The sequence below is a fragment of the Rhodococcus jostii RHA1 genome (genome assembly GCF_000014565.1).
Classification (GTDB): domain Bacteria; phylum Actinomycetota; class Actinomycetes; order Mycobacteriales; family Mycobacteriaceae; genus Rhodococcus_F; species Rhodococcus_F jostii_A.
On record NC_008268.1, the window covers coordinates 4,140,216 to 4,159,921 of the forward strand.

Genomic DNA, 19,706 nt, shown 5'->3' on the forward strand with positions numbered 1-19,706 from the left:
CCGTGAGGGTGTGCTTTTTCTGGTCTGGTGTCTGTGTGGGTGGTTGGTTGTGTGTTGTTTGAGAACTGCACAGTGGACGCGAGCATCTTTGTTGTAAGTAATGAAGAGCGTACGGTGGATGCCTTGGCACCAGGAGCCGATGAAGGACGTAGGAGGCTGCGATAAGCCTCGGGGAGCTGTCAACCGAGCTGAGATCCGAGGATGTCCGAATGGGGAAACCCAGCACGAGTGATGTCGTGTTACCCGCACCTGAATATATAGGGTGTGTGGAGGGAACGTGGGGAAGTGAAACATCTCAGTACCCACAGGAAGAGAAAACAATAGTGATTCCGTGAGTAGTGGCGAGCGAAAGCGGAAGAGGCTAAACCATGGATGTGTGATAGCCGGCAGGTGTTGCATTCGTGGGGTTGTGGGGTTCATCTTGTCAATGCTGCCGTGTTGGCCGACAGTAAGAAATCATTGTGTTAGTGGAAGTGGTCTGGAACGGCCTGTCGTAGAGGGTGAGAGTCCCGTACACGAAAACATGATGACTGTCGTGATGGAAACCCAAGTAGCACCGGGCCCGTGAAATCTGGTGTGAATCTGTCGGGACCACCCGATAAGCCTGAATACTCCCTGGTGACCGATAGCGGACTAGTACCGTGAGGGAAAGGTGAAAAGTACCCCGGGAGGGGAGTGAAATAGTACCTGAAACCGTGCGCTTACAATCCGTCAAAGCCTTTGCACACTTCGGTGTGGGGGGTGATGGCGTGCCTTTTGAAGAATGAGCCTGCGAGTTAGTGGCATGTCGCGAGGTTAACCCGTGTGGGGTAGCCGTAGCGAAAGCGAGTCCGAATAGGGCGTCCGTAGTGGCATGTTCTAGACCCGAAGCGGAGTGATCTACCCATGGCCAGGTTGAAGCGACGGTAAGACGTCGTGGAGGACCGAACCCACTTAGGTTGAAAACTGAGGGGATGAGCTGTGGGTAGGGGTGAAAGGCCAATCAAACTCCGTGATAGCTGGTTCTCCCCGAAATGCATTTAGGTGCAGCGTCGCGTGTTTCTCACCGGAGGTAGAGCTACTGGATGGTCTAGGGGGCCCACAAGCTTACCGAAATCAGCCAAACTCCGAATGCCGGTGAGTGAGAGCGCGGCAGTGAGACTGCGGGCGATAAGGTTCGTAGTCGAGAGGGAAACAGCCCAGATCGCCAGCTAAGGTCCCTAAGCGTGTACTAAGTGGAAAAGGATGTGGGGTCGCGAAGACAACCAGGAGGTTGGCTTAGAAGCAGCCACCCTTGAAAGAGTGCGTAATAGCTCACTGGTCAAGTGATCCTGCGCCGACAATGTAGCGGGGCTCAAGTACACCACCGAAGCTGCGGCATTCACACAATGCACCCCCTTGATTCTGCGGAGTCTTGGGCAGTGGTGTGGATGGGTAGGGGAGCGTCGTGTGGCCATGGAAGCGGCGGGGTGACCCAGCCGTGGAGGCCACACGAGTGAGAATGCAGGCATGAGTAGCGAAAGACGAGTGAGAAACTCGTCCGCCGAATGACCAAGGGTTCCTGGGCCAGGTTAATCCGCCCAGGGTGAGTCGGGACCTAAGACGAGGCCGACAGGCGTAGCCGATGGACAACGGGTTGATATTCCCGTACCCGTGTGAACGCGCCCCTGGTGAATCAGTGATACTAACCATCCTGAAGCGTCCTTACGCCCCTTCGGGGGCCCTGGATGTGGATGCATGGGACCTGATCTGGTAGTAGCCAAGCGATGGGGTGACGCAGGAAGGTAGCTGAGCCAGTCAGTGGTAATACTGGTGTAAGCCTGTAGGGCGAATGGTAGGCAAATCCGCCGTTCATCAAGCCTGAGAGGTGACGCATAGCCGAATGAGGCGAATTCAGTGATCCTATGCTGCCGAGAAAAGCCTCTAGCGAGCTTTCACACGGCCCGTACCCCAAACCGACACAGGTGGTCAGGTAGAGAATACTAAGGCGATCGAGATAACTATGGTTAAGGAACTCGGCAAAATGCCCCCGTAACTTCGGGAGAAGGGGGGCCTCGTCCGGTGATCACTCTTGCAGTGTGAGCTGGGTGGGGCCGCAGAGACCAGTGAGAAGCGACTGTTTACTAAAAACACAGGTCCGTGCGAAGTCGTAAGACGATGTATACGGACTGACGCCTGCCCGGTGCTGGAAGGTTAAGAGGACCGGTTAGCCACTTCGGTGGCGAAGCTGAGAATTTAAGCCCCAGTAAACGGCGGTGGTAACTATAACCATCCTAAGGTAGCGAAATTCCTTGTCGGGTAAGTTCCGACCTGCACGAATGGCGTAACGACTTCTCAGCTGTCTCAACCATAGACTCGGCGAAATTGCATTACGAGTAAAGATGCTCGTTACGCGCGGCAGGACGAAAAGACCCCGGGACCTTCACTACAGCTTGGTATTGGTGTTCGGTTCGGTTTGTGTAGGATAGGTGGGAGACTGTGAAGCGCTCACGCCAGTGAGTGTGGAGTCGTTGTTGAAATACCACTCTGATCGTATTGGACCTCTAACCTCGGACCATGATCTGGTTCAGGGACAGTGCCTGGTGGGTAGTTTAACTGGGGCGGTTGCCTCCCAAAATGTAACGGAGGCGCCCAAAGGTTCCCTCAGCCTGGTTGGCAATCAGGTGTCGAGTGCAAGTGCACAAGGGAGCTTGACTGTGAGACTGACAGGTCGAGCAGGGACGAAAGTCGGGACTAGTGATCCGGCACCGGCAAGTGGAAGCGGTGTCGCTCAACGGATAAAAGGTACCCCGGGGATAACAGGCTGATCTTCCCCAAGAGTCCATATCGACGGGATGGTTTGGCACCTCGATGTCGGCTCGTCGCATCCTGGGGCTGGAGTAGGTCCCAAGGGTTGGGCTGTTCGCCCATTAAAGCGGCACGCGAGCTGGGTTTAGAACGTCGTGAGACAGTTCGGTCTCTATCCGCCGCGCGCGTTAGAAACTTGAGGAAGGCTGTCCCTAGTACGAGAGGACCGGGACGGACGAACCTCTGGTGTGCCAGTTGTTCCACCAGGAGCACCGCTGGTTAGCTACGTTCGGAAGGGATAACCGCTGAAAGCATCTAAGCGGGAAGCCTGTTCCAAGATGAGGTTTCTCACCCCCTCGAGGGGGTAAGGCCCCCGGCAGACCACCGGGTTGATAGGCCAGAACTGGAAGTCCGGTAACGGATGCAGGTGACTGGTACTAATAGGCCGAGGACTTACCACAAAGAAGCTACGCGTCCACTGTGCAGTATCTGAAACAACACACACGTTTCAGAACAGAAGAAAGAAGCACACCCCACCACCCACGGTGATGGGATGTGTCTTCGCTGATGTTCCGTGTGACAGTTTCATAGAGTTACGGCGGCCATAGCGGAGGGGAAACGCCCGGTCCCATTCCGAACCCGGAAGCTAAGCCCTCCAGCGCCGATGGTACTGCACCCGACAGGGTGTGGGAGAGTAGGACACCGCCGAACATCCGTTACCGAAAGCCCCCCAACCTTGTTGGGGGGCTTTCGGCATTCCCGGGGCACGAACACCCGTGCCGCACACGTCCTTTCACCCCGGCGCACCGCAGGCAGACGGTCAATCGGTCGGTCGATTCCGGCAGCCACCGCCAATCGCGTGAAGACATGCCGACGCGTCGCGGAATCGACGCGTGAAATGCGTTCGGAGACCACAGTCGAGGCGCCGGCTGGCGGTAGCAGGGATCTGTGAGGTTCGACTCGATGTAGAGGCGAAGTCGCGCCGGCAGACTGTGCTCGAGTGACTCCCGATGTCGTGCTTCGTCGTCGGCGGCGCTCGCGACGAGTACGCGAGCGAGCCGGACCGTCGCGCACTCGAGATGGTCGAGAAGCAGCGGAGCCGCTGCGGCCGTCCGGGCCAAGTGGTGGAGATGCGTACACAGCATGTCATACAGAGGGTTCGCGGGAACCAGATACTCCACCGCCCCGGTGACAGTCGCCGCCGGCATATCCCATTGCGCGTGATCGAGATTCACCGCGATCCTTAGCCACCTGCGGCTTGTCGAACCAGTTGGATCACCCGGACGCACCAGCGCTCCGAGAAGTACTCGCCCGTCGCGGCGACGGATCCCGGAGTGAAGTACGAATGGCCGATGCAGTAGTCCTTGCCGAGGTTCGGGTCGGCCTCGATCACCTCGTTCAGCCTGGTCATCCGTACCGCGATGCGGTCAACGACCGATTCGTTGTAGCCGCGTTCGATGACGAACTCGCGCCAGGCATCGTTGTACTCCGGCCCCAGATCGAAGAAGGCAAGTCTCCGCCGTAGCGCCATGTCGACCGGGGCCAGGGACCGGTCCGCGACGTTCATCGTGCCGATGAGGTGCAGGTTCGAGGACCGATGAAACGGTCCTTCCCTGTCCCGCGGGTAGGCGAGGTTCAGCGCGTTCTCGGGGTCGCGCTTGTCGTGTTCGAGCAGGGTGAGCATCTCGCCGAAGATCTGTGCGGGATTGCCGCGGTTGATCTCCTCGATGACCACGACGTAGTCGTGTTCGGAAGTCTTGGCGGGCGTTCTGGGCGGCGGTGAGCAGAGGGCCGTCGATCAGGGTGAGTTTGCCGTCGGAGCCGGGCCGGAACCCACGGACGAAGTCTTCGTAGGACATCGACGGGTGAAACTGCAGGAGGGTCATCCGGTCGGAATGAGGCTCGTTGCACAGCACCCAGCCAAGGCGTCGGGCGAGCCACGTCTTGCCGGTTCCGGGTGGCCCTTGCCAGATGATGTTCTTCTTCGACTTCACGGCCTCGATCATTCGCTTCCAGGAGTTGAATGTCGAGGAAAGAGCCATAGGCAACGATGTCGGCGACGACGTACTCCGATGCGACTTCCCGCACTGTCGCCTCGGGACCGTCGTCCGCTGACTCGACGTCCGCGGCGGCTGTGATGTCGTCGGCGGGTGCCTGTGGCGCGTCGCTGATCGCATGGAAATGCCACGCGCTCAGCGAAAGCTCCGGTGGCATGTCGAACGGAGAATCCCGGGACGAGAGCCAGGCGCTGACGGTCTCGGTGTTGGCCAGGAAGTCCTCGCCGGAGATCTTGCCCTCGAGGTTGAGCTGCGCGGCAACGTCGCCGTACTTGTTCGCGAAAAGATTTACGTTGACGCCACCGAAGGCGGTATAGGTTTCTGGCCTGACCCAATACGCGCCCATCGTCAGCATGCGTGTCTGACCTGTGGCGGCCGCATCGAATGCGGTGATCAGCCGTTCTCGGTTGGCCTCGGTCCGGGATTCGGCGTACGCCAATTCGGCCTCGAAAAGGTCCCAAAGGATGTCGATGGCGCCGTCGGCGCGGTCGACTTCCCAGCGTATGAATCACGAGTTCATGTTGTTCACCACGGGTATTCCGTCGAAGGTCACCAACGAGGCGCTACGCAAGCCCAAGACAGGGATACGTGCGGCCGCACGGGACCGGGTGCACTACCCGGTCGGCGGTCTCCGCACTGTATGTCGCGATGCCCTGAAACGGGCATATCAGCTGAAACGGGCATATCGGGAGTGGTGGCTGCGCCTAGACTCCGAAGATGGTGCGCAACGCGAAGGCTGCACGTCAGCAGCCCACCGATCAGCGTTCGGCGTTCGACAGGTTCGTCGAGCAGATCGAACTCCGGGTCAGCCAGGCGCCGTTCTTCGGGATCTGCGCCGGAGTGGTCGCGCTGTGGGTCGTCAGCATTCCGCTCTGGAAGGACCTTCACGAGTGGCAGATCGCCATCCACACCGTCGGCGCCGTCTTCACGTTGCTCCTCGTGGTCCTGCTCGAGAATGCCAGCCGCCGCGCCACGGAGGCTCTGCAGGAGAAACTGAACGTCATCGCCGAGGCGCTCGCCGCCCTGCTCGATTCCTCCGCCCAGGACAACCCCGAGCTGAGGAAGGCAGAGGAGAAGTTGCGGGAGGCCGTCGGGCTCGAAGACCGGCACTAGCCACCCGCCCCTGTGACTTGGCACACCAAGCAGGTAAGTTATGTGTAACCGCAAAAACTACTAACCAGTAGGGGTACGAAATGCCTGTTCCATCCGCCGCCACGTTCGCGCGGCTCGCCGACCTCATCGCCATCCCGGATGCGGCGGATCGCCCGACGCGGTCCGTCGTCGAGGCGTTCACGGGTAAGGAACTGGCCACCGTCCCGGTCGGTACCGCTCAGGACGCCAAGGACGCGATCGCACGCGCCCGGGTGGCGCAGAAGGAATGGGCCAAGCGTCCCGTCACCGAGCGAGCCGCGATCTTCCACCGGTACCGCGACCTGGTCCTCGAGAACCGCGACGCCCTGATGGACATGGCTCAGGCCGAGACGGGCAAGTCCCGCGCCGCCGCGCAGGAGGAGGTCCTCGACATCTCGATGACCGCCCGCCACTACGCGCGCGTCGCCCCCAAGCTGCTGCGTCCCCGCCGCATCTCCGGCATGCTGCCCGGTCTCACCAAGACGGTCGTGCGGTACCAGCCGAAGGGCGTCGTCGGCGTCATCTCACCGTGGAACTACCCCATGACCCTCGCGGTGTCCGACGCCGTCGCCGCGCTCCTCGCCGGCAACGCCGTCGTCCTCAAGCCCGACAGCCAGACCCCGTACTGCGCGCTGGCCTGCGTCGACCTGCTGTACCAAGCCGGGCTGCCGCGCGACCTGTTCGCCGTCGTCCCCGGACCGGGCTCGGTGGTCGGCACCGCCCTCGTCGAGAACACCGAGTACCTGATGTTCACCGGGTCCTCGGCCACGGGTCAGCTCCTCGCCGAGCAGGCCGGTCGCCGTCTCATCGGCTTCTCCGCCGAACTCGGCGGCAAGAACCCGATGATCGTCACCGCAGGCGCGAACCTCCGTGAGGTCGCGGACGCCGCCGTCCGCGCCTGCTACTCCAACTCCGGGCAGCTGTGCATCTCGATCGAGCGGATCTACGTCGAGGAGTCCATCGCACCCGAGTTCACCCGGTTGTTCGGGGAACGCGTCCGCAACATGAAGCTCGGCGCCGGCTACGACTTCGGCATCGAAATGGGCAGCCTCGTGTCCGAAGCACAGGTCAAGGCCGTGTCCAGCCACGTCGACGACGCCGTCGTCAAGGGCGCCACCGTGGTCGCCGGTGGTAAGGCGCGCCCCGACCTCGGCCCCCTGTTCTACGAGCCGACCGTCCTGACCGGTGTTCCCGAGGACGCCGAGTGCTACCGCGACGAGACGTTCGGGCCGCTGGTCTCCATCTACCCCGTCACCGACGTGGACGAGGCGATCGAACGCGCCAACGACACCGAGTACGGCCTGAACGCCAGCGTGTGGGCGGGAACCAAGGCGGAGGGCGAGGCCATCGCCGCACGGATCCACGCCGGAACCGTCAACGTCGACGAGGGTTACGCCCCGGCATGGGGCAGCACCGGTGCGCCGATGGGCGGCATGGGAGTGTCCGGTGTCGGTCGCCGCCACGGCGACGACGGGCTCATCAAGTACACCGAACCGCAGACCATCGCCACCACCCGCATCCTCAACCTCGGCGGTCCGCGCGGACTGTCGCCGAAGGTGTGGGCCAAGATCATGCCGCCTTTCGTGAAGGCGCTGCAGTGGATTCCGGGCCGCTAGACGTGGACAGCGCGAGCATCCTGATCGACGTCCCGCCCGGCAAGGTGTGGAACGTGGTGACCGACGTGGAGGGCATGGGCCGGTTCAGCCCCGAGAACACCGGGGCCCGTTGGAAGTCCGGCACTCCGGCAATGGTGGGCGCGCGATTCATCGGAGCCAACCGGCACGGCCCGGTGCGCTGGAAGACCCACTGCACCGTCGTGGACGTGATTCCGGGCCGGAAGTTCTCGTTCGAGGCGGACGAGCCCAAGGCGCGCTGGACGTATCACCTCGAACCCTCCGGCGCAGGCACACTCGTCACCGAGACCCGGGAGATCTACGCGACGCCCGTATGGTGGGTACGGCTGGTGCAGAAGTCGAAGGTGCTGGGCAGCAACCGCGACCAGCTGATGCAGGACGGGATGCGGCAGACCCTCGAGCGCATGAAAGTCGCCCTCGAGAGCTGATTTTCCACCCTAGGGTGCCGATTCTTCACCCTAGGGTGGCTGTCGCCGCCGCGCGCAGGGCCCGAGACTGGACGCTGTCCACACCTCTCGGAGGCGCCTCCCATGAATCCTCGGCCGACACCCGTCGAAGCTGGTCGGTCGTGCCCTGACGTCCGCCGTGAGGACGTGTGGTTCTCCTCGCGGGGACAGCGCTGCGCGGCCTGGCTGTACCGGCGCCAATCCGAAACCCCTACGGCAGCACCCTGTGTCGTGCTCGCGCACGGTTGGAGCGGGGTGCGCGAACAGAGGCTCGACGCGTTCGCGGAACGGTTCGCGGCCGCGGGAGTCACGGCGCTGGTGTTCGACTACCGCTATTTCGGTGCCAGTGAGGGCGAACCCCGCCAACTGCTCGACATCGACAGCCAACTCGACGACTGGGACAGCGCCGTCGCGTTCGTGCGCAGCCGCCCGGACATCGACCCCAGCCGGGTCGCGCTCTGGGGTACGTCACTGTCCGGCGGGCTCGTCCTGACGGCGGCGGCGCGGGACCGGCGGGTGGCCGCGGTCGTGTCGCAGGTTCCGTACGTCGACGGTCTGACGAACCTTCCGCGACTGGGCGTGGTCGGCCTCGGCCGCATGGCGGTCGCCTACCTGCGGGACCGGTACGCCCAGTTGCGGCACCGGCCGCCGTACATGTTTCCCGTCGTCGGGCCACCGGGTTCGTTCGCGGCCATGACCACACCCGACGCGGAGGCGGGATATCACGGGATGGATCCGCCCGGTTCGACATGGCGCAACGAGACACCGGGGCGGGTGGCGTTGCAGGCGGCGCTGTACCGGCCGACGAAAACGGTCGCGAAGATCGCCTGCCCCGTCTTCTTCGCCATCGCCGACCACGACGTCGTCACGTTCACCCGCAGCGCGCAGAAGGCCGCGGCCAAGACCCCGGGCGCCGAGGTGCACGTGTACCCGGGCGGTCATTTCGACCCCTACTTCGGCGAACTCTTCGAGCGGGTGGTCGCGGACGAGACCGACTTCCTCGTCCGCCACCTCCGTCCCGCGGCTAGCCGCTGACCGTGCCGAACTGTTCGCGCAGAACGCCTTTGACGACCTTCCCGCTGGCGTTGCGGGGCAGTTGGGGGAGGACCTCGACGAATTTGGGCCGCTTGTAGCGGGCGACCCGGCCGTCGAGCCAGTCCGCGAGGGCGTCGACCTCGAGCGCCGCCCCGGCCCGCGGGACGACGACCGCGACGGGAACCTCACCCCAGCGCTCGTCGGCCCGCCCGATCACGGCGACATCCACGATGTCCGGGTGGGCGGCCAGGGCATTCTCGACCTCGGCGCAGTAGATGTTCTCCCCACCCGAGATGATCATGTCCTTCTTGCGGTCCACCACGTACACGAACCCGTCCGAGTCCACCCGCACGAGGTCGCCGGAGTGGAACCAGCCGCCGTCGAACGCGTCCGCGGTCGCCGCGGGGTTCCGCCAGTACCCCTCCATGAGTCCCGGGCCGCGGTAGACGATCTCACCGATCTCGCCCTGCGCCACGTCGTTCATCGCCTCGTCGACCACGCGCATCGCCACGGTGTCGATCGGTTTCCCGACCGACCCGATCTTGCGCACGGCGTCCTTGCCGTCGAGCATGCACGTCACCGGAGACATCTCGGTCTGCCCGAAGAAGGCGACGATCGCGGCGTCCGGGAAGGCGGCGTACAGGCGGTCGAGGAGTGTCGGAGTGGCCGGCGCGGCTCCCCAGCCCAGCACCCGCAGGGCGAGATCCCGGCCGTCGGGGCCGGCGTCGTCGAGGATGGCCTGCCACTGGGTGGGCACCATGAACACACTGGTCACCCGCTCGCGCTCGAGCGCGTCGAGTAGCTCGGCCGCATCGAACGCACCGGTCGGGTGGATCACGATCGTGGCGCCGATCAGCAGGAACGGCCCCACGCTGCCGAGGGCGGCGATGTGGAACAGCGGGGACGAGACCAGGTTGACCTCGGACTCGGTGTCGAACAGCCGCCATCCGCGGATCAAAGTCAGCGCCTGTGCCTGCAGATTGAGGTGCGACAGCACCGCGCCCTTCGGACGACCGGTGGTGCCGGACGTGTACATGATGGCGGCGGGGGAGTCTTCCGCCACGTCCGCGATCGGGACGTCGGGATCGGCTGCGCGCAACTGCGTCTCGAGCGAGACGTCGTCGGGGGCGTCGCCGACCACGAGAACCGGCACGCTCTCGTCGACCTCCGCGGCGAGACCGGTGAGTGAATCCTCCACGACCACGACGGTGGCGTCGCTGTCGGCGACGATGAACCGCACCTCGCCGGGACTGAGCCGGAAATTCACCGGGACCGCGATCGCACCCACGCGAGTCGCGGCCAGCATCACCTCGAGGAACTCGGGGCGGTTGGTCAGCAGCAGCACGACGCGGTCGCCGCGGCCGACACCGTGGGCGGCGAGGACCGCCGCCGTCCGCGCACTGCGGTCCTCGAGCTCACGCCAGGTGGTCGAGGTACCCCGGAACCGGAGCGCCACCGCATCGGGTTTCGCGAACGCATGCCGGGCAACATGATTGGCCCAGTGCGTGCGCCGGGAGGCGAAGGGCTGAGCGTTGGACGTCGCTGTCATCGTGATGCCGTCAGCCGCGGCCGAACACTGCGGGTCGCTTCTCCAGGAACGCCGCGACACCTTCCTGGTAATCGGGGGCGGCGAGGAGGTCGAGCTGACCCGTGCGCTCACGGGCGAACGCGTTGTCCAGTTCGAAGAGGGTGGCGTCGTTGACCGCGTCCTTGGTGAAGTGGAACGCCTCCGACGGTCCGTCGGCGAGACGTCGCGCGAGGGCGTCGACGGTCACGGCGAACTCGTCGTCGGGGTACACGTCGGCGATCAATCCGGCCGCGAGAGCCTCAGCAGCGGGCAGTCGTTCGGCCAGCAGCGCCATCTTCAGTGCGCGGGCGCGACCGATCGACGCGGCGACGAGTGCGGTGGCACCACCGTCCGGCATCAGGCCGACCTTCGTGAACGCGAGCAGGAAATAACTCGACGCGGTGGCGATCGTGAGGTCGCAGGCCAGGGCGAGGGAGACCCCGACGCCGGCGGCGGGACCGTTGACAGCACCGATCACCGGCCGGGGGAACGCGCGGATCGCGGCTGCCGTGCGGTTCGCGGCGTCGATCGTCGCGGACGACGGCGGGCCGGAGACGTTCTCGCCGCCCAGGTCCGCACCCGTGCAGAACGCACGACCGGCGCCGGTGAGGACGGCAGCCCGCACCTCCGCGTCGCCCGCGTACTTGTCGAATGCGTCGGCGACGGCATCGAGGGTTTCGGTGGTCACGGCGTTCATGCGGGAAGGACGGTCGAGGGTGATGCGGAGGACGCCGTCGTCGACGGTCGTGTCCACGCCGGGAATGTCGGAGCTCATGGGGATCCTTGTCAGGAAGGGCGGACGGAGAGGGCGATCTTGCCGGTGGCGGAGCGGGTTTCGAGCGTCCGCAGTGCGTCGCCGGCGTGTTCGAACGAGTAGGTGGTGGGCTCGGCGATCTGCAGCGCACCGGATTCGAGGAGCGGACCCAGGGTCGCCCACTGCCTGCTCGTATAGCCGGGGTTGGTGCGCACGTACTCGCCCCAGCCGGCCCCGAGAACGGAGATGTTACGCAGGAGAAGGCGATTGACCTTGACGGTGGGAATTTCACCGCCGGTGAAGCCGAGGACAACCAGTCGCCCGTTGGGCGCGAGGCTGCGCAGGCTGTCGGTGAAACGGTCGCCGCCGACCGGGTCGAGAATGATGTCGACTCCGCGGCCTCCGGTGAGGTCGCGGACCCGGTCCTTCCAGCCGTCCAGGAGAACGACGTGATCGGCGCGGTTGGCCTTCGCGATGCCGGCCTTCTCCTCGGTGCTGACCACGGCGATCGTCTCGAGCCCCAGCGCGGCCGCGACCTGCAGGGCCGCGACCCCGACACCGCCTGCGGCGCCGTGCACCAGCACGGTCTCTCCGGAGCGGTAGCGGGCGCGCTCGTCGAGAGCGAAGTGCACGGTGAGGTAGTTCATCAGGAAGCCCGCCCCCGCCTCGAGCGACACCGAATCGGGCAGGGGGAACACCGAGTCCGGCTCCACCGCGACGGTCTGCTGCCATGCTCCGTCCGACGCGAGGACGGCCACCCGCTGCCCGGCACGGATGCCGCTGTCCGTGGGTGCGCTGCGGACCACGCCCGCGCCCTCGACACCGAGCACGAACGGCAGTTCCCGGACGAGCTGGTAGCTGCCCGTGGTCTGCAGAAGGTCGGGAAACGACACTCCGGCGGCGTGCAGATCCACGACGACGCGGCCGGTTCCGTCGGGTTCGTCGATCTCGACGAGCTGGACTCCGGCAGGGCCGGAAGCGGTGGTCAATTGCTGGGCATACACGTGGTGATCTCCTCCGTCGGTCCCTGACTATCCATACCAGACGCAACTGAACGGGCGCTAGATAAATTCGACCATTGACCCTGCCGATGACGCCGTGGTACTAACTTTAACGAGCGATCAGTAATCATGCCGAGGCGGAGGACGAGACGTGCCAGAACAGACGGAGACGACGGAGGCAGCCGCACTGTGGGAGCGGCGCGGAGGCATCGGCATCATCACGCTGAACCGCCCCAAGGCGCTCAATGCGGTGAACGGCGCGTTGTCGACCGCAGTGGGCAGTCTGCTCGAGCAGGCCGAGAACGACCCCGAGGTGCGGGTGGTCGTCGTGACCGGGGCCGGCCGCGCGTTCTGCGCCGGCGCCGACCTCAAGGCCCTCTCCACGGGCGGGAACATCGCTGCGGAGGGGCACCTCGAATGGGGCTTCGCCGGATACGCGCAACACTGGATCAGCAAGCCGACCATCGCCGCGGTCAACGGCTTCGCCCTCGGCGGCGGCACCGAACTGGTCCTCGCCAGTGACCTCGCGGTCGTCGATGAGGAGGCGAAGCTCGGGCTTCCCGAGGTCAAGCGTGGACTGTTCGCCGCCGCCGGCGGCGTGATCCGCCTGCAGCAGCAGATCCCGAAGAAGGTCGCGCTGGAGATCGCACTCACCGGCGAACCGATCACCGCGGCGCAGGGCAAGGAACTGGGCCTGGTCAACCGTGTCGCCCCGGCAGGCACCGCCCTCGACGTCGCACTCGAACTCGCCGAGCAGATCGCTGCGAACGCACCGCTGTCGGTGCGCGAATCGAAGGCCATGATCCACCGCACCGCAACTGAACCCGACTGGGGCGACCGGGCGTGGGAGGCGAACAACGCCGCCATCGCCACCATCTTCACCAGCGCCGACGCCAAGGAAGGCCCGACGGCGTTCGCCGAGAAGCGCCAGCCGGTCTGGCAGGGCCGCTGACCCGTGAGTACTTGTTAACGCCCCGCGGTTAATAAGTACTCACAGGCGGCGCAGCCGCACACTTTCTCCTCCTCGAAAGGGAACATCATGACCAACGCTGTCATCGTGGACGTCGTCCGCCTCGCCTCCGGTAAGGGCAAACCCGGCGGTGCGCTGTCGGGCACCCACCCGGTGGAACTGCTCGCGCACGTGCTGCGCACCATCGTCGAACGCAACGGCATCGACCCCGCACAGGTCGACGACGTCATCGGCGGCTGCGTCGGGCAGGCAGGCGAGCAGGCCCTCAACATCTCCCGGACCGCGGTGCTGTCGGCGGGATTCCCGGATTCGGTTCCGGCCACCACCGTCGACCGCCAGTGCGGCTCGAGCCAGCAGGCGGCGCACTTCGCTGCGCAGGGCGTGATCGCCGGCGCCTACGACATCGTGATCGCCTGCGGTGTGGAGTCGATGTCCCGCGTTCCGATGGGCACGACGACCATCGGTCAGGACGCGTCCGGCCCGGGTATCGCCGCCCGCTACCCCGAGGGACTCGTCAACCAGGGCATCTCCGCCGAACTGATCGCCGCCAAGTGGAAGTTCGACCGCGACACCCTCGACGCATTCTCCGCGCAGTCGCATCAGCGTGCCGCCGACGCCCTGTCGAAGGGCCTGTTCGACAAGGAGATCGTCCCGATCTCGGTGACCGACGCCGCCGGTGAGACGGTGACGCATACCACCGACGAGACCGTGCGCGCCTCCACCACCGCCGAGGGTCTGTCCGGGCTGAAGTCGTCGTTCTACTCCGAGAAGTACGCGGCCCGATTCCCCGAGGCGCAGTGGCACATCACCCCGGGCAACTCGTCGCCGCTGACCGACGGCGCGTCCGCGGCGCTGATCATGAGCGAAGAGATGGCGTCGAAGCTGGGGCTGACCCCGCGGGCCCGGTTCCACTCGTTCGCCGTTGCCGGTGACGATCCGGTCTTCATGCTCACCGCGCCGATCCCGGCGACCAAGAAGATCCTCGCGAAGTCGGGACTGAGCATCGGCGACATCGACGCCTACGAGGTCAACGAGGCGTTCGCGCCGGTGCCGCTGGCGTGGGCGCACGAGTTCGGGGCCGACCCGGCCAAGCTCAACCCGTGGGGCGGCGCCATCGCGCTCGGACACGCCCTCGGCTCGTCGGGCACCCGCCTGCTCAGCACCCTCGTCAACAACCTCGAGGCCACCGGCGGACGCTACGGCCTGCAGACCATGTGCGAGGGCGCGGGCATGGCCAACGCCACCATCATCGAACGCATCTGACCCACCTCCCCGAAAAACCCTGCTTCCGAAAGGTATAGACATGATCGTCAACGACAGCGTCGCACTCGTCACCGGCGGTGCCTCGGGCCTCGGCCTGGCCACCACCAAGGCCCTGCTCGCCGACGGCGCCAGCGTCGTCATCATCGACCTGCCCTCGTCCAACGGTGAGACCGTCGCCAAGGAACTCGGCGACCGCGTGCGCTTCGCTGCCGGCGACGTCACCAGCGAGGCCGACGTGTCCGCCGCACTCGATGTCGCGGAATCGCTCGGACCGCTGCGTGTCGCCGTGAACTGCGCCGGCATCGGCAACGCCATCAAGACCGTGAGCAAGAACGGCGCGTTCCCCCTGGCCGACTTCACCAAGATCGTCACCGTCAACCTGATCGGCACGTTCAACGTGATCCGCCTTGCCGCCGAGCGCATCTCGAAGAACGAGCCGATCGACGGCGAGCGCGGCGTCATCATCAACACCGCCTCCGTCGCCGCATACGAGGGCCAGATCGGTCAGGCCGCGTACTCCGCATCCAAGGGCGGCGTCGTCGGCATGACCCTGCCGATCGCCCGCGACCTCGCGTCGCTGCTGATCCGCGTCAACACGATCGCGCCCGGCCTGTTCAAGACGCCGCTGCTCGGCTCCCTGCCGGAGGCCGCGCAGCAGTCGCTCGGCGGTCAGGTTCCGCACCCTTCGCGTCTCGGCGACCCGTCCGAGTACGGCGCGCTCGCCGCGCACATCGTCAGCAACCCGATGCTCAACGGCGAGACCATCCGTCTCGACGGCGCCATCCGCATGGCACCGCGCTGATCGGCGACCTGTGACTCTGCGCGAGGACGGGCCGACCATGACGGAGCCGCTGTACGCCGACTGGCGGACGTTCGAGGCCCTGCCGCTGACGCCCATCCTCGAGCAGGCATTGGATCTGTTCAACGAGAACGGTTACCACGGCACGACGGTGCGGCAGATCGCCCGTCGTGTCGGGGTGACCGTCCCCGCCCTCTACTACCACCACGAGAGCAAGGAAGCCGTTCTCGTGGCCCTGTTCGAACTGCAGATGCGCGAACTGAACGACCGCGCCGAGGCAGCCGCCCGCGAGGCCGGTGACGACGTGGTGGCGCAATTCTCCAACGTCGTCGAGGCGATCGTCCTGTACATGACGTACCGGGTGCGGCACGTCTCCCTCGACACCGAGTTGCGGCACGTCTCGGCCGACAGCCGCAGCCGCTACGCCGCGTCCCGCAAGCGGCTCGAACTGATGTTGGTCGACCTCGTCGCCGACGGCGTCGCCCGCGGCGTGTTCCACAGCGGGGACGTCCCCGAGACCGTGCGCGCCCTCCTCGGGATGTGCCAGTCCATTCCGCGCTGGTACCAGCCGGGCGGGGCACTGACCCCCGAGCAGGTCGCAGACCGCTACGTGAACATCGCCCTACACACCGTCGGGTATCTACCCGCCCACTGACATCGCGCCGGGTCCACCGAGCCGAACTCGTCCCGGCGACAAGGAGAGACCATGCAGCGCACCCTTTTCGACAAGGATCACGAAGCGTACCGGGAGACCGTGCGCGAATTCCTCGCCCGCGAGATCGAGCCGAACTACGAACGGTGGGAATCCGAGCGGCTCATCGACCGCTCGGCGTGGCTGGCGGCAGGCAAGTCCGGGATCGTCGGACTCGGGGTGCCCGAGGAGTTCGGTGGCTCGGGCGTCACCGATTACCGGTTCCGATACGTCGTCGCCGAGGAGATCGCCCGCACCGCGACGACGTCGTTCGGTTCGGGACTGTCCCTCCAGGACGACATCGCCATCCCGTACATCGTGAATCTCGGCACTGAGGAGCAGAAGCAGCGGTGGCTGCCCGGCATGGCCGCGGGCGAGCTGATCGGCGCCATCGCGATGACCGAGCCCGGTGCGGGCAGCGACCTGCAGGGCGTGAAGACCACCGCGGTGCGGGACGGCGTCGAGTGGGTGATCAACGGTCAGAAGACGTTCATCACCAACGGCATTCACTCCGACCTCGTCATCGTCGTCGCGCGCACCGACCCGAGCGCCGGTTCCAAGGGCTTCTCCCTGCTCGTCGTGGAGCGGGGCATGCCCGGTTTCAGCCGTGGCCGCAAGCTGCACAAGGTCGGACTGGCCGGTCAGGACACGGCCGAGCTCGTGTTCGAGGACGTGCGGGTGCCCGCGAGCAATCTGCTCGGCACCGAGGGTCGCGGCTTCGTCCACCTCATGGAAAACCTTCCACTCGAACGTATTTCGATCGCGGTCAACGCGATCGCCGCCGCGAAGGCCGCCTACCAGTGGACGAGGGACTACGTGTTCGAGCGCAAGGCGTTCGGCAAGCCGATCGGCGATCTGCAGAACACCCGGTTCGCGCTGGCGGAGATGCTCACCGAGATCGAGGTGACCGAATCGCACATCGACCGGTGCGTACTCGCCTTGAACGCAGACGAACTCACCGCCGTCGACGCGTCGAAGGGCAAGTGGTGGGCCAGTGAACTGCAGAAGCGTGTCGTCGACCGCTGCGTCCAGTTGCACGGCGGCTACGGCTACATGATGGAGTACCCCATCGGCCGCGCGTACGTCGACAGCCGGATCCAGACGATCTACGGCGGCACCACCGAGATCATGAAGGAAATCATCGGCCGCGATATCGCGGCACGGTAGGCGGCTCCGCCGCCCGTGCGTGGTTGACGAGTCCCTGGACTCCTTAACCGCGCACGGGCGCGAAGCGCCTAGAGCAGGCGGGCTTTCGCGTCCGCGTACTCGCGGGTGAGGCGTTCGACGATCTCCGCTGCCGGGACGACGGCGTCGACGGCGCCGATGCCCTGTCCGGCGCCCCAGATGTCGCGCCAGGGCTTGGCTTCCGACTTCGCGGCGGTGTCCGCCTCCTCGCCGACACCGAAGTCCATGGCGGACGGGTCCGACACGGCGAGGTTGTTCGGGTCGAGTCCGGCGGCCTCGATGCTGCCGCGCAGGTAGTTGCCGTGCACCCCGGTGAACAGGTTGGAGTAGACGATGTCGGACGCGGTGGAGTCGACGATCATCTGCTTGTAGCCCTGGTCCGCGTTCGCCTCCTCGGTCGCGATGAACGCGGAGCCGACGTAGGCGAGGTCGGCGCCTGCGGCCTGCGCGGCGAGGACCGAGCGGCCGTGGGCGATGGAGCCCGACAGCAGGAGCGGCCCGTCGAACCATTCGCGGATCTCCTGGATCAACGCGAACGGCGACAGGGTGCCCGCGTGTCCGCCCGCGCCGGCCGCGACGGCGATGAGGCCGTCGGCGCCCTTCTCCACGGCCTTCTTCGCAAACTTGTTGTTGATGACGTCGTGGAGGACGATACCGCCGTAGCTGTGGATGGCCTCGTTGACGTCGGCGCGGGCGCCGAGGGACGTGATGACGATCGGGACCTCGAACTCGACGATGGTCGCGAGGTCCTCGTCGAGGCGGTCGTTGCTCTTGTGGACGATCAGGTTGACCGCGTACGGCGCGGACGGTGTCTCCGGGTTGTTGGCGTCGTGCTTGGCGAGCTCTTCGGTGATGCGGGTGAGCCATTCACGCAACACCGGCTGCGGGCGGGCGTTGAGCGACGGGAACGATCCGACGATGCCCGAAATCGACTGGGCGATCACCAGGTCGGGACCCGAGACGATGAACATCGGCGACGCGACCACGGGCAGGCGAAGCCGGTCTTGCAGGATGGGGGGCAGGCTCATGAATTTCTCCTTGATGCAGTGGTTTACGACTGGGAGAGCTGGGCGGCCATCAGCGGGATGAGCGCTTGCAGGCCTTTCACGGGGCGGACCATCACCTTGAACGACGTGATCTGGTCGCGGTCGTTCCAGTGGACGAGGTCGATGCCGTTGACGTGGATGCCGTCGAGTTCGGTGGCGAATTCCAGGACCGCCGAACGGTCGCCGTACCACTCCTCGACGTAGTGGAAACCGGTGCCGTCGAAGACGGTCAGGGCGGCGCGGAGGTACGCGAGGACCTTCGCCTTCCCTTCCTGCGGAGTGAACACGGCGGGGGAGGAGAACACGGCGTCGTCCGCGATCAGGGCGTCGAGGGCGGTGAGGTCGCGATGGTCGACGACGTGGTGCCAGCGGTCGACGACGCGGGGGCGGGCCGGTAGTTCGGCGGTCATCCGCGGAACGCCGGGGTCGGGAGGTCGTCGCCGAACACGTCCGGCAGGTCGTCGCGCACGCTGTCGGGGAACACGGCCGGTCGTTTCTCGAGGAACGCGGAGATGCCTTCGCGCGCGTCCGGTCCGATGCCGCGGATGTTGATCCCGCGTGTCTCGACGCGGTGCGCGATCATCGGGTGCTCGGCGCCGAGCGCCCGCCACATCATCTGGCGCGACAGCGCCACCGACACCGGGGCGGAGTGCTCGGTCAGGCTCCGGGCCAGCGCGTACGCCTCGTCGAGCAGGGACTCGCGGGGAAAGAGCTTGTACACGAGGCCGGCGTCGAACGCTTCCGTGGCGGGGAACACCCGGCCGGAGTACACCCAGTCGAGCGCCGTCTGCAGGGGGACGAGGCGGGGCAGGAACCAGGTCGAGCAGGATTCGGGGACGATGCCGCGCCGGTTGAAGACGAATCCGATGCGGGCGTCGTCGGCGGCGAGGCGGAAGTCGGCGGCGAGGGTCATCGTGATGCCCACTCCCACTGCCGGTCCGTTGATCGCGGCGATGATCGGCTTGCGGGATTCGAACATCCGGAGCACCACGCGACCGCCACCGTCGCGGCGGGAGTCGGCTCCCTCGTCCTCGTCCTGCCAATGATCGAACGTGGCGGACCCGGCGGACAGGTCTGCGCCCGCACAGAACGCTCGTCCGGCTCCGGTGAGCACGATCGCCCGGACGGAATCGTCCGCGTCGAGTTGGTCGTAGGCGGCAATCAGCTCGTTCTCCATGGTGGTGGTGAACGCGTTGAGCTGGTCGGGCCGGTTCAGGGTGATCGTCGCGATGCCGTCCGCGACGGCGAGTCCGATGTGATCCACCGCCCCAGCATGACATTGTTACCGAACGATCGCTAGAGCGGGTTCTGTGACGGGACCCACTACCCTGGAGTGGTCGTGTGACGATCGGATCGGGGAC

General features: G+C 65.6%; 16 protein-coding genes, 2 rRNA genes and 2 pseudogenes. 11 read left to right on the forward strand and 9 right to left on the reverse strand.

The annotated features are described in order from the left end of the window. The first annotated feature begins 91 nt into the window (after positions 1-91). Both RHA1_RS19110 and rrf read left to right on the forward strand, forming a co-directional pair. Positions 92-3,227: ribosomal RNA gene (locus RHA1_RS19110) — 23S ribosomal RNA — on the forward strand. A 133-nt stretch (positions 3,228-3,360) separates the two neighbouring features. After that, positions 3,361-3,477 (forward strand): 5S ribosomal RNA (gene rrf / locus RHA1_RS19115). Positions 3,478-4,009: 532 nt separating this feature from the next. Here rrf and RHA1_RS51945 read toward each other — a convergent pair. From RHA1_RS51945 to RHA1_RS53995, 3 genes and pseudogenes are all read right to left on the reverse strand, one after another. Further along, the gene (locus RHA1_RS51945) at positions 4,010-4,501 is read right to left on the reverse strand and encodes an AAA family ATPase (protein ID WP_050787331.1); all 492 of its coding nucleotides are present in this window, start codon (positions 4,499-4,501) and stop codon (positions 4,010-4,012) included. A gap of 88 nt (positions 4,502-4,589) precedes the next feature. Next, positions 4,590-4,943 (reverse strand): annotated as a pseudogene (locus RHA1_RS53630) (AAA family ATPase); the annotation flags it as partial. A gap of 145 nt (positions 4,944-5,088) precedes the next feature. Then, a pseudogene (locus RHA1_RS53995) lies at positions 5,089-5,328 on the reverse strand (hypothetical protein); the annotation flags it as partial. A gap of 212 nt (positions 5,329-5,540) precedes the next feature. On the opposite strand from RHA1_RS53995, the gene RHA1_RS19135 reads away from it, so the two are divergent. From RHA1_RS19135 to RHA1_RS19150, 4 genes are all read left to right on the forward strand, one after another. Beyond that, positions 5,541-5,936: a low affinity iron permease family protein gene (locus RHA1_RS19135; RefSeq protein ID WP_007298231.1), complete on the forward strand. Its 396-nt coding sequence runs from the start codon at positions 5,541-5,543 to the stop codon at positions 5,934-5,936. An 80-nt stretch (positions 5,937-6,016) separates the two neighbouring features. Further along, on the forward strand, positions 6,017-7,570 hold the full coding sequence (locus RHA1_RS19140; protein WP_011596478.1) for a succinic semialdehyde dehydrogenase: 1,554 nt from the start codon (positions 6,017-6,019) through the stop codon (positions 7,568-7,570). Between the two features lie 2 nt (positions 7,571-7,572). Next, positions 7,573-8,016 carry an SRPBCC family protein gene (locus RHA1_RS19145; protein WP_041811708.1) on the forward strand — a complete coding sequence of 148 codons (444 nt, stop codon included), beginning with the start codon at positions 7,573-7,575 and terminating at the stop codon, positions 8,014-8,016. A gap of 102 nt (positions 8,017-8,118) precedes the next feature. Further along, complete coding sequence (locus RHA1_RS19150; protein WP_011596480.1) at positions 8,119-9,069, forward strand: alpha/beta hydrolase; 951 nt, start codon at positions 8,119-8,121, stop codon at positions 9,067-9,069. Here RHA1_RS19150 and RHA1_RS19155 read toward each other — a convergent pair. The 3 genes from RHA1_RS19155 to RHA1_RS19165 are packed head-to-tail and all read right to left on the reverse strand — an operon-like array spanning position 9,059 to position 12,394. Beyond that, on the reverse strand, positions 9,059-10,618 hold the full coding sequence (locus tag RHA1_RS19155; protein WP_011596481.1) for a long-chain-fatty-acid--CoA ligase: 1,560 nt from the start codon (positions 10,616-10,618) through the stop codon (positions 9,059-9,061). The two genes, RHA1_RS19150 and RHA1_RS19155, sit on opposite strands and share 11 nt — an antisense overlap. A 10-nt stretch (positions 10,619-10,628) precedes the next feature. Beyond that, on the reverse strand, positions 10,629-11,411 hold the full coding sequence (locus tag RHA1_RS19160; protein WP_011596482.1) for an enoyl-CoA hydratase: 783 nt from the start codon (positions 11,409-11,411) through the stop codon (positions 10,629-10,631). Between the two features lie 11 nt (positions 11,412-11,422). Further along, positions 11,423-12,394, reverse strand: a complete 972-nt coding sequence (locus RHA1_RS19165; protein ID WP_011596483.1) for an NADPH:quinone oxidoreductase family protein — start codon at positions 12,392-12,394, stop codon at positions 11,423-11,425. Positions 12,395-12,542: 148 nt separating this feature from the next. Here RHA1_RS19165 and RHA1_RS19170 point away from each other — a divergent pair, with 148 nt between their 5' ends. The 5 genes from RHA1_RS19170 (at position 12,543) to RHA1_RS19190 (ending at position 17,281) form a co-directional block, all read left to right on the forward strand. Next, complete coding sequence (locus RHA1_RS19170; protein ID WP_011596484.1) at positions 12,543-13,343, forward strand: crotonase/enoyl-CoA hydratase family protein; 801 nt, start codon at positions 12,543-12,545, stop codon at positions 13,341-13,343. An 87-nt stretch (positions 13,344-13,430) separates the two neighbouring features. Continuing rightward, entirely contained in the window at positions 13,431-14,624 is a 1,194-nt protein-coding gene (locus tag RHA1_RS19175) for a thiolase family protein (RefSeq protein WP_011596485.1), read from the forward strand. Positions 14,625-14,664: 40 nt separating this feature from the next. Then, the gene (locus RHA1_RS19180) at positions 14,665-15,426 is read left to right on the forward strand and encodes a 3-hydroxyacyl-CoA dehydrogenase (protein WP_005264856.1); all 762 of its coding nucleotides are present in this window, start codon (positions 14,665-14,667) and stop codon (positions 15,424-15,426) included. Positions 15,427-15,463: 37 nt separating this feature from the next. Further along, the gene (locus RHA1_RS19185; RefSeq protein ID WP_011596486.1) at positions 15,464-16,078 is read left to right on the forward strand and encodes a TetR/AcrR family transcriptional regulator; all 615 of its coding nucleotides are present in this window, start codon (positions 15,464-15,466) and stop codon (positions 16,076-16,078) included. 51 nt (positions 16,079-16,129) lie between these two features. Continuing rightward, positions 16,130-17,281, forward strand: coding sequence for an acyl-CoA dehydrogenase family protein (locus tag RHA1_RS19190; protein WP_011596487.1), 1,152 nt, complete (start codon positions 16,130-16,132; stop codon positions 17,279-17,281). Between the two features lie 68 nt (positions 17,282-17,349). Here RHA1_RS19190 and RHA1_RS19195 read toward each other — a convergent pair whose 3' ends face one another. The 3 genes from RHA1_RS19195 to RHA1_RS19205 are packed head-to-tail and all read right to left on the reverse strand — an operon-like array spanning position 17,350 to position 19,609. Then, entirely contained in the window at positions 17,350-18,327 is a 978-nt protein-coding gene (locus RHA1_RS19195; protein ID WP_009477035.1) for an NAD(P)H-dependent flavin oxidoreductase, read from the reverse strand. Between the two features lie 23 nt (positions 18,328-18,350). After that, positions 18,351-18,755, reverse strand: a complete 405-nt coding sequence (locus tag RHA1_RS19200) for a nuclear transport factor 2 family protein (protein WP_016884374.1) — start codon at positions 18,753-18,755, stop codon at positions 18,351-18,353. Next, a complete protein-coding gene (locus RHA1_RS19205) occupies positions 18,752-19,609 on the reverse strand; it encodes a crotonase/enoyl-CoA hydratase family protein (protein WP_011596489.1) in 858 nt (285 codons plus the stop codon). The genes RHA1_RS19200 and RHA1_RS19205 overlap by 4 nt, the downstream gene beginning before the upstream one ends. Positions 19,610-19,706: the final 97 nt, after the last annotated feature.